The organism is Deinococcus sp. (genome assembly GCF_018260405.1).
Lineage (GTDB): Bacteria > Deinococcota > Deinococci > Deinococcales > Deinococcaceae > Deinococcus.
Genome location: NZ_JAGLBG010000001.1, coordinates 42,826 through 51,092, shown reverse-complemented (window position 1 = coordinate 51,092; position 8,267 = coordinate 42,826). Strand labels below are relative to the sequence as shown.

At 60.4% G+C, this 8,267-nt stretch carries 9 protein-coding genes; 7 read left to right on the top strand and 2 right to left on the bottom strand.

What is annotated here, in order from left to right:
* On the bottom strand, nt 1–999 hold a 999-nt coding region (locus QZ269_RS00245; protein ID WP_291423123.1), incomplete at its 3' end, for an HD domain-containing protein.
* 350 nt (nt 1,000–1,349) lie between these two features.
* Between QZ269_RS00245 and QZ269_RS00240 the strand changes: the two genes are divergently transcribed.
* Nucleotides 1,350–1,682 carry an FKBP-type peptidyl-prolyl cis-trans isomerase gene (locus QZ269_RS00240; protein WP_291423026.1) on the top strand — a complete coding sequence of 111 codons (333 nt, stop codon included), beginning with the start codon at nt 1,350–1,352 and terminating at the stop codon, nt 1,680–1,682.
* Nucleotides 1,683–1,968: 286 nt separating this feature from the next.
* On the opposite strand, the gene QZ269_RS00235 is transcribed toward QZ269_RS00240, so the two are convergent.
* Entirely contained in the window at nt 1,969–2,760 is a 792-nt protein-coding gene (locus QZ269_RS00235; RefSeq protein WP_291423024.1) for an N-formylglutamate amidohydrolase, read from the bottom strand.
* Between the two features lie 118 nt (nt 2,761–2,878).
* Between QZ269_RS00235 and QZ269_RS00230 the strand changes: the two genes are divergently transcribed.
* The 6 genes from QZ269_RS00230 to QZ269_RS00205 all read left to right on the top strand — a co-directional run bounded on the left by QZ269_RS00230 (nt 2,879) and on the right by QZ269_RS00205 (nt 8,126).
* A complete protein-coding gene (locus QZ269_RS00230; protein ID WP_291423022.1) occupies nt 2,879–3,523 on the top strand; it encodes a monothiol bacilliredoxin BrxC family protein in 645 nt (214 codons plus the stop codon).
* A gap of 802 nt (nt 3,524–4,325) precedes the next feature.
* The gene (locus QZ269_RS00225; RefSeq protein WP_291423019.1) at nt 4,326–5,168 is read left to right on the top strand and encodes a hypothetical protein; all 843 of its coding nucleotides are present in this window, start codon (nt 4,326–4,328) and stop codon (nt 5,166–5,168) included.
* The gene (locus QZ269_RS00220; RefSeq protein ID WP_291423017.1) at nt 5,165–5,584 is read left to right on the top strand and encodes a hypothetical protein; all 420 of its coding nucleotides are present in this window, start codon (nt 5,165–5,167) and stop codon (nt 5,582–5,584) included. The genes QZ269_RS00225 and QZ269_RS00220 overlap by 4 nt, the downstream gene beginning before the upstream one ends.
* 163 nt (nt 5,585–5,747) lie before the next feature.
* Entirely contained in the window at nt 5,748–7,268 is a 1,521-nt protein-coding gene (locus tag QZ269_RS00215; RefSeq protein ID WP_291423015.1) for a HAMP domain-containing protein, read from the top strand.
* Nucleotides 7,269–7,455: 187 nt separating this feature from the next.
* Complete coding sequence (locus QZ269_RS00210) at nt 7,456–7,767, top strand: rhodanese-like domain-containing protein (protein WP_291423013.1); 312 nt, start codon at nt 7,456–7,458, stop codon at nt 7,765–7,767.
* Nucleotides 7,767–8,126 carry a metal-sulfur cluster assembly factor gene (locus QZ269_RS00205; RefSeq protein ID WP_291423012.1) on the top strand — a complete coding sequence of 120 codons (360 nt, stop codon included), beginning with the start codon at nt 7,767–7,769 and terminating at the stop codon, nt 8,124–8,126. The genes QZ269_RS00210 and QZ269_RS00205 overlap by 1 nt, the downstream gene beginning before the upstream one ends.
* Nucleotides 8,127–8,267 lie beyond the last annotated feature (141 nt).

Here is an 8,267-nt window from a genome sequence, read left to right as displayed (position 1 = left end):
CTTGGGCACCGCGATATAGTCCTTGAAGCGGCCCGGCAGCGGGGTCCACATGCTGTGCACGATGCTGACCGTGTGGTAGCAGATACGCTTTTCACGGGTTTCCTCGGCGCGTTCACGGCGTTTTTCGTCCGTGCCAGGCGGCACCTGCAATTCACGCGGCGTCAGGATTACGCGGATGGCGAGCAGATCGAAAATCTGTTCGAGGGCCTTGCCTTCCTTCTGCATCTTGCTGTGAATGCTCCAGAGGTGTTTGCTGCGCCCGGTGATCCCGATGTCGCTGACCCACTCGGGCAGTTCCAGGTCGTCTTCTAGACCCTCGCGCAACTGGGTGACCGCCCGCTGAATGAGCGCCTCGCGTTCCTCTTGCTTGGTGCGCAGGCGACTAGTCAGGTAGTCGTAGGCGTCGGGGTGCAGGTACTTGAAGCTCAGGTCCTCGAGTTCCCACTTGATGCGCCCTATCCCGAGGCGGTGGGCCAGCGGCGCAAAGATTTCCATGGTTTCGCGGGCGATACGCGCCTGTTTTTCAGGCTTCATGCTGTCCAGGGTGCGCATGTTGTGCAGCCGGTCCGCCAGCTTGACCACGATGATACGGATATCGGAGGTCATGGCGATCAGCATCTGGCGCAGGTTCTCGGCCTGCATGTCGCGTCCGGCGTCAGCGAGTTCAGCCTGCTGGCTGCCCTGCTTGCTCAGTTTGCTGACCTTGGTTTCGCCCTCGACGATGCGGCGCACATCCGGCCCGAATTGCTGCTCGATGCCCTGAAAAGTGACGCCTTCTACGTCCTCGACCGTATCGTGCAGCAGCCCCGCCATCAGACTGTCGGTATCCATGCCCAGCTTCGCCAGAACAATGGCGACCGCCACCGGGTGGGTAATATAAGGTTCGCCACTTTTACGTTTGACCCCGTCGTGGGCTTTGCGGGCGTACTCATAGGCCGTCTCGATGCGCTGAATCTCGGCGCCGGGCCGGTCGGCAATCAGCTTTCTAAGTTCAGACATTCCATGGTCGGCAGCAGGCACGGACGCCAGCATACCGCCTAAGCAGGGCCGTAAAAAACGCCCACCGTAGGGGGTGGACGCTCAGGAAGTGAGGGGTGGCCCTTAGCGGCGTTCGCGCACACGCACCGGGATCGGCACAGGCTGGGGTTGCGGATTGCCTTTCAGCGCCTCGCGGAGCCAGTCGATAAATTCACGCAGGCCCTTCATAGCTACTATTTTAAGCTCGGGAGCTGACAGAAAACATACAGCTGTCCTTAGTCACCCCTCACGTTTCAGGACAACCCTTTACAAGCTTCATGACAGCTTTACAGATAGCCACTTATGGGGCCAGTGCCTTTAGGCTAAGGAGCATGAGCAGCGATCAACTCATAGTCGAGAAATATTACGAAGGCAGCGGCGCCCCTGCCCAGGCTGGCAAGATGGTCAGCGTTCACTACACTGGAACCCTGGAAAACGGTCAGAAGTTCGATTCGAGCCATGACCGAGGTGCGCCAATTCAGTTTCCTCTGGGCGTGGGCTACGTCATTCCGGGTTGGGATCAGGGCATTGCCCAGATGCGGGTGGGCGACAAGGCCAAACTGACCATTCCCGGCGCACTGGGTTATGGCGAGCAGGGTATTCCCGGCGTGATTCCACCCAATGCCACGCTGATTTTCGACGTTGAGCTGGTGGAAGTCCGCTAAGGGCAAACGGCGTCAAGACAACCACGGTTCCGGACAGCATAAAGCGGTTTGGAAGCCGTGGTTTTTGCGCACCACAGCGCACAGAACGCGGTTAGTCGGGTGGTTTACGCTAGAGCACGGACTAGTGGAGCTTTTATCATGACGCCACTTGTGCAGTTGCGCCCCGAACGGCTGTCTTGCCCCAAGCGGCACCCATAAAGGGGCATAGGCGTGAAGGGAAATAGTCGTGCCACCCGACTGTCTAACAAGGCCACAAATAGGGTGGCCTTAATTAATAGAAACCGCTCTAAACCAGCCCGAGCGCTTCGTCGGCAAACTGCTCGAAAGCCCCAGCCAGAGCCTGAATCTCGCTGTCACGCGGCTGGTCGCCGTCGAGGTACAGCCCGGCGTTAAACTCGATCCCGAAGGCCGGAATGCCGCTGTGCCGGTGATGCGCGGCACTCAGGGTGTCGGTGAACCAGGGCACGCCAATTCTGACTTCCTGGTAGGCACTGCGGGCGATGACCTCCGCGAACGCCCGTTCACACGCCTGCTGAAGGGCAGGCCACAGGTGCTGCGGAAAGGTGGGCGCTTCCGGCGTTCCCGGCATCAGGCAGATGGCCGGACGCGGCGTTCCCGTGTCGTGGCCGAGTTTTGGTCCCTGGGGAGCCATACAGTGCCCGACGATCATCAGTTTGCTGCCGGACAACTCCCGTTTGATCTGGGCATCGAAGCTGTCCCAGATTCGCCGCAGACGCGCTTCACGGGCCTCTGTGCTTAAAGTGTATCCGGCGGGATAGAGCGGTTTACGGTCAAAGTCAGTGAGTTTAATCACGCCGTTGTCGTCGAGATCGCCGCGCTCACGGTTGAGATCCACCGCGAACCGGCTCCATGAGGCGGCCAGAAACCGCGCGCCCGGAACGGCGTACATCAGGTCGGTGTAGGGGTCGCCATCTATGAAAATGCGCTGGAGCAGGGCCTCCCGTCTGGAGGTGTTAAACAGGTCGTCGCCCAGCATCTCGCGCAGAAGGTCGGCAGGCACCGCGCCCGACGAGTGAGGCGTGACGATCAGCAGTTGTTCGCGCGTGACAGTAGACATGGCCCCAGCATAAGCGCGGCAGCCGCGACCAGGGCTGGAGTTCGCAGCCGGGCCACCCAGCAGTCTATTCAGAGCAGTGTCACTTTGTTTTCTAAAGTAATAGCGCTATGCTGGGGCCATGACTCAAGCCGCCCAGACTGAAGCTCAGGTGCTCGTTCCCCTGTCCACCCCCGAGGAAGTCGACGAGTTTTTAAAGACCTACCCGGTAGCGGCGGTCTTCAAGGCCGGAACCTGCCACAAGACCATGCAGGGCTTCGGGGTCGTCGAGACCTTCTTGCAAAACCACGATTTGCCTGTCGGTTTTATCCGCGTGGTCGACTGGCGTCCGGCGAGCAACCACGTGACCGAAGTGACCGGGATTGCCCACCAGAGTCCGCAGTTCATCCTGTTCCAGCAGGGCCAGCCCAAATTCGAGGTGAACAACTGGGACATTACCCCCGAGGCGCTGGGGCCAGTCTTTGAACAGTTGGTGCCCGCCCGTAGCGGTGCGGCCCAGGTCAAGACCGAGGACAACGCCGAGCCCTACCGCCGCCTGATGCGCGATTTTCTCGATGGCAAGCTGAGCGACGCCATGTTTCAGGACCGTTACGTGAGCATGTTCCGCGATGACGCCAGCCTGCGCAGCCAGCGTGAATTCGAGTTGCTCTCGCGGCTCTTTGGTGACCCCGACGCCTACCACGGGGGCCTGCATCAGCTCGGCGCACCCCAGTCTCGTGGCGACCTCAAGGCCCGCGTTCAGGATCTGCTAAACGAAATCGGCTGAGCAGCTCCTGCCGGGTGATGATGACCTCATCGCCCCGAGCAGGCTTGAAAAGCGGCCTAACAGAGCCAGGATGCATAAGGGTTTCCTGGCTTCAGCGGCCCACAGGTCACTGGCAGCCTTCAGGTGAACTGCCCGATCCGAAGTGCTTCAGCCACAGCTAAGTCACGTTGTACTTACTCTGACAAGCTTTAGGAACAGCGCCGAACCCTCTTCATTTAGCCTCGCTGTAGTTAAGTACACTGCGTTTATCTTGTAGATAAACCGCGCGGAGCGCGTAGCAGAAGAAAGTACGTTGGAGCGGGAATGGAGAGGTTCCTGTGCTTTCCCGGAATCTCGCAATGTTAGGTTCAACGTACTTAAGTGCCTGCCGGATAGAAGTGGACTCGCTGAGCGGAGAAGCAGAGCGGGTTCGGGCGCTTTCCTCGAATCGGCGAAACTGTAACCGGAAGTTACTTACCAGGCAGCTTTCAGTGCCGCGCACAGAGGCTGCCTTCTTTTTCCGCGTAACAGCCCGAGTGTTGCCACGTGGCCCCACCAGCGAAATGTCCGGCGGCTAGTCCCGTATCCGGAACGGCACCGGGTATGGGGAAGTAGACGGCAGTCCGTATTGCAGCTTGCAGCCCTGAACATTGTAAGGTTAGATACAGCTGTAAGCGTCAAGTAAGAGTGCAAGCAGTCTTATGAACGTCGACTTTAGCCAAGGTATTTAACCAAGGTGCCTGCTTTGCCAGGCTTTGCGCTTCTTTCCGCTGGCTTCTTCTGTTTTTTCGCCGCTTCAGACACCCTCAGGTTGCCCACGATCATGACCAATACCACTGCGCCCTTACCACTTATACGCCTACCTGTACCGCCAGACCGCCTGATCTACAGCCGCCTCCCCACGGACTTTTACCCCTGGACCGAGGTTCTCACTGATCTGGAAAGGCGGCAGGATCCCGAATTCAGTGCCGTTATGGATATTCAGCAAGACAGCCGCTGGGCCAGATTCGTCTGGGTACGCGGCGTAGCGCGTGGAGGCGTAGGTGCGGGCGGGCGCGACGTTCCCCTGGAAATCACCATGCAGGCCCTCTCCCAGGCGCAGGTGACCCTGACACAGGTCGATCCCCTAGTGGCTGAAATCATCTGGTTATGCCGCGCCACGCCGCCGCAGCCTCTAGTCTCGCCCTGGCCCCAGGCCTACGACGAACTTAGCCGCGAGCGCTTTTATGGTGCCCTCATCGCCGAGAACACCTGCTCGTACTGGGAGTCCGGACGGGTGGTTTCCGGAGTCATTCCGCATTCGGGGATGGCCTGTCTGGTGGTGACTCCTGCTAGTCGCCTGGACCGCACCGAGTTGCTGAGGTTCTGGCAGCAGATGATAGCTATGGCGCAGCGGGCCAACCCCAGCTTCAGTGAGGTCTGGCGGCAGGTCGGCATGCAGCTTTCAGTGGAACACGTGGCCCTGGACCCGTTTGCACACGACATCACCGTGCAGGCCGGAGTGCTGCGGGTCGCGCCGGACGTTCCCGTTCAGGAACTGCGCCCAGCGCTGCTTGCGGCCTTCCGGGGCACCCTGACCCGCCTGGGCCTGCGACTGGTCGACCTGCCGATCAATGACCTGAAACAGCAGGCAATCTGGGGTATCGCCGGGATGGAAGCCTCATGACCCTCAGCCCGCAGAGTGTTCCGGTCTGGCCCACGGCCCTGAAAGACGAAACTCCCCTGCCCTTTTCGGCCTGGAGAATTATGCACCTAGTCGACGGACAGCGCACGGCGCAGCAGATCGTGGAGCAGCTCGGGCTGTCGCTGGACGATCTTCAGGTGGCTCTAGAAGAGGCCGAAAACTGGACCAACCGGGCGGTGCAGCGCGAGAAGGTTATGACCGACGCCATGATCGCCACGGTTTCGCAGTGCCTGATAAGTGTCGTAGGGCCGATGGGAGAATTTATGGTCGACGACGCGCTTGATGAGATCGGGGAACATCCGACACTTTCACAGGTTCTGGGCAACATTGCCACGCAGCTGCATGAAACGCACCTGCACGCTTTTGTTAGGCAGCTGCGGTCCAAGGGACTGGCATGAACCAGACTGGCATGAGCAAGCGTCACTCTCACACCTTCTGGTCTATTCTAGGAGTCCCCTCTACCCCGCCGCTCACCGACTTTTCCCTGACTTTCCTGCTGCATACGACTGCTCTCTCCATGAACGCTGACCCATTTCACTGCCTAGCCCCGAGGTCTACTCCATGAAGTACACGGTTATCATTCGCCAGCCTGTGCCCGACAATGTCCGGGGCAACCTCGAAAAGCAGCTGGTCGAGCGCTTCGGACTGAATGAACAACAGGCCGAAAAGCTGGCTGCCCGGCGAGCAGGACGACTGATGAAGCCCACGACCCAGGCCCGCGCCGACCTGCTGCTGCGCGTTTTTGAATCTGTCGGTGCCCAGGTTGTCCTTGAAGAAGTTCGGGAGGAGAGCGACAGCCCAAGTCAGGCATTCCAGTCGGCGGGGGTCTGGTCAGCGGGCGGCAATGATGACGTGCAGTTGGCCTCTCCTATGCGCAACAACGCGACTATGCTGGACTTTACTCCACCAGCATCGGTGACCGGGGCTACCGGCGGCCAACCGGTCAGTCCCCTCGATGACCTCTTTGGGCCCGCGCCCTCTGCCCTGGTCGATCCGGCAGAACTACTACCAGACTGGGCCAGAAAGGAGGCCCTGCTGGCCCCGGACCGCAAGGCTCCACCGCCTGCGCCCCTGAACAGCGCCGAGGCCCAGGTCGCCGACGAACTCAGGGCCCTCGAAACCGCGCCGACTGCGCCTGCCCCGAGTACCCCCAGCGCAAACGATCAGTGGGCCGACTTTACGGGCAGCCTGACCACCATGACGGCCACACCGCCCCCAAAAGCCGCGACAGATGACTGGGGTGACTTTGCCGGTGGCCTAAGCCTGCCGACTGCGCCTGCCGACAGTGCCCCCCGGCAGACCACCGAGTTTCTGACCGCAGTAACCGAAGACGCTCCGGCGCAGGTGCACGCACGCACCAATCTGTCGCAGCAGATCCGGCTGGGAACGCTGCTGCCCCTGGGCCTCTCAAGCCTGCTGACCCTGGGTTTGCTGCTGCTGGCGGTTCCTGGTCTTCAGCGGCAATTGGTGCGGGAAAATGCCCGGACGCTTGCCGCGACGCTCGCCACCACTTTGCCCGGAAACGCCGAGGCCGCCACCACCAGCCTGAACTCGGCCATCAGCAATTCCAACATTGGGTTTGTCCGTGTGGAGCAGCCAGGAGGCCAGACCATCTTGCGTGCAGCGCACCAGACCCAGGAAGAGAAAATCGGGCAGGCAATTACGCCTTGGCTCAAAACCCATCCGAAAGGGGGCAGTTTCAGCGCCAACGGGCAAAGCTATGTCGTGGACCGGGTAGCGACTCCAGGGGCTAGGCGGCCAGGGTCGACCCGTTACATTACCGTGGGCCTGCCGACCAATCTATCGAACATCATTTTGCGCAATACCCTGCTGCTGGTCGCCCTGTCTACCCTGATCGGCCTGCTGCTCGCCTCGTTCCTGGCCGGACAGGCCGCGCGGCGCATCGTGCAGCCGCTTTCCGAACTGGTCAAAGTGGCCGACGCCATCAGTCTGGGCGACCTGACACGCCCCGTCAAAGTTGACCGCAACGATGAAATCGGCGATCTGGCCCAGGCGCTTGAGCGGATGCGTCTGAGCCTGGAAGCGGCGATGGATCGTCTGCGCCGCCGCAAACGCACCTGAACAGCCCGCACTATTGCTAAGCACTATTGCTGGGTGTAAAAGCACGTGAGAGGCTGTTTGAATCCCGGCTAAATAGTCCCAGACACGCTTTTCTGAGAACGGCACCCGGAACACCGACTCGGTGCCATTCTCATTTTCGATGTGCCTCCCACAATCCTGTACACTTTAGTCGGGTATGCTGTAGCCCATGAAGGAAACGACGCCTGCCGAGGGCCAGAAAATGTTGACCAACGGAGCACTGCTCGTGGATGTCCGCGAACCCAACGAGTACAGCGAAATTCATGCTCAGGGGGCGCTACTGCTGCCACTGAGCGAACTGGAAAGCCGGTTTTCTGAACTACCTAAGGATCGCCCGCTGCTCATGATCTGCCGCAGTGGTGCCCGGAGCGCCCGCGCAGGCGAGTACCTGCTGGCCCAGGGCTACAGTGACGTGACCAATCTGGCAGGCGGCACCCTGGCCTGGGCCGAAGCCGGACTGCCCGTCGAGCGGGGCCAGTAATGGATACTGAAGCCCCCATTCAGGCAGGCGGCGCCCTCAGTGGTCTGCCGACCCGGGAACAGGTTCTAGAGGCCCTCAAGATCGTTAAAGACCCCGAAATTCCAGTTAACGTGGTCGACCTGGGCCTGATCTACGAGGTAGAGGTGCAAGACAGCGGCCTGGTCAACATCTCCATGACCCTGACCAGTGTGGGCTGCCCCGTGCAGGACCTGATTCGCTCGGACGCCGAAATGGCAGTCGGACGCCTCGACGGTGTGCGCGAGGTCAACGTGGAATTCGTCTGGTCTCCGCCCTGGGGCCCCGACAAGATGACCGAAGACGGCAAACGCCAGATGAGGATGTTCGGCTTCAACGTCTGATACCGGCTGCGCTCAACGGACATTTAAGCTGTTCTCAAGGCCTTCTGCTTTTGCCCTAGCATCTCTGGCGCGTGCCGGGCCGGGCTGAGCCTTGCGCCAATGAAAGGCCACCTTGCCCTGCGGGTCGATCAGAAAATTTAC

Excerpts from the sequence above, each read along its gene's own strand:
- QZ269_RS00220 (WP_291423017.1), top strand. The coding sequence starts at position 5,165 with ATGACCCTCAGCCCGCAGAGTGTTCCGGTCTGGCCCACGGCCCTGAAA.
- QZ269_RS00215 (WP_291423015.1), top strand. The coding sequence starts at position 5,748 with ATGAAGTACACGGTTATCATTCGCCAGCCTGTGCCCGACAATGTCCGG.
- QZ269_RS00205 (WP_291423012.1), top strand. The coding sequence starts at position 7,767 with ATGGATACTGAAGCCCCCATTCAGGCAGGCGGCGCCCTCAGTGGTCTG.
- QZ269_RS00240 (WP_291423026.1), top strand. The coding sequence starts at position 1,350 with ATGAGCAGCGATCAACTCATAGTCGAGAAATATTACGAAGGCAGCGGC.
- QZ269_RS00235 (WP_291423024.1), bottom strand. The coding sequence starts at position 2,760 with ATGTCTACTGTCACGCGCGAACAACTGCTGATCGTCACGCCTCACTCG.
- QZ269_RS00230 (WP_291423022.1), top strand. The coding sequence starts at position 2,879 with ATGACTCAAGCCGCCCAGACTGAAGCTCAGGTGCTCGTTCCCCTGTCC.
- QZ269_RS00210 (WP_291423013.1), top strand. The coding sequence starts at position 7,456 with ATGAAGGAAACGACGCCTGCCGAGGGCCAGAAAATGTTGACCAACGGA.
- QZ269_RS00225 (WP_291423019.1), top strand. The coding sequence starts at position 4,326 with ATGACCAATACCACTGCGCCCTTACCACTTATACGCCTACCTGTACCG.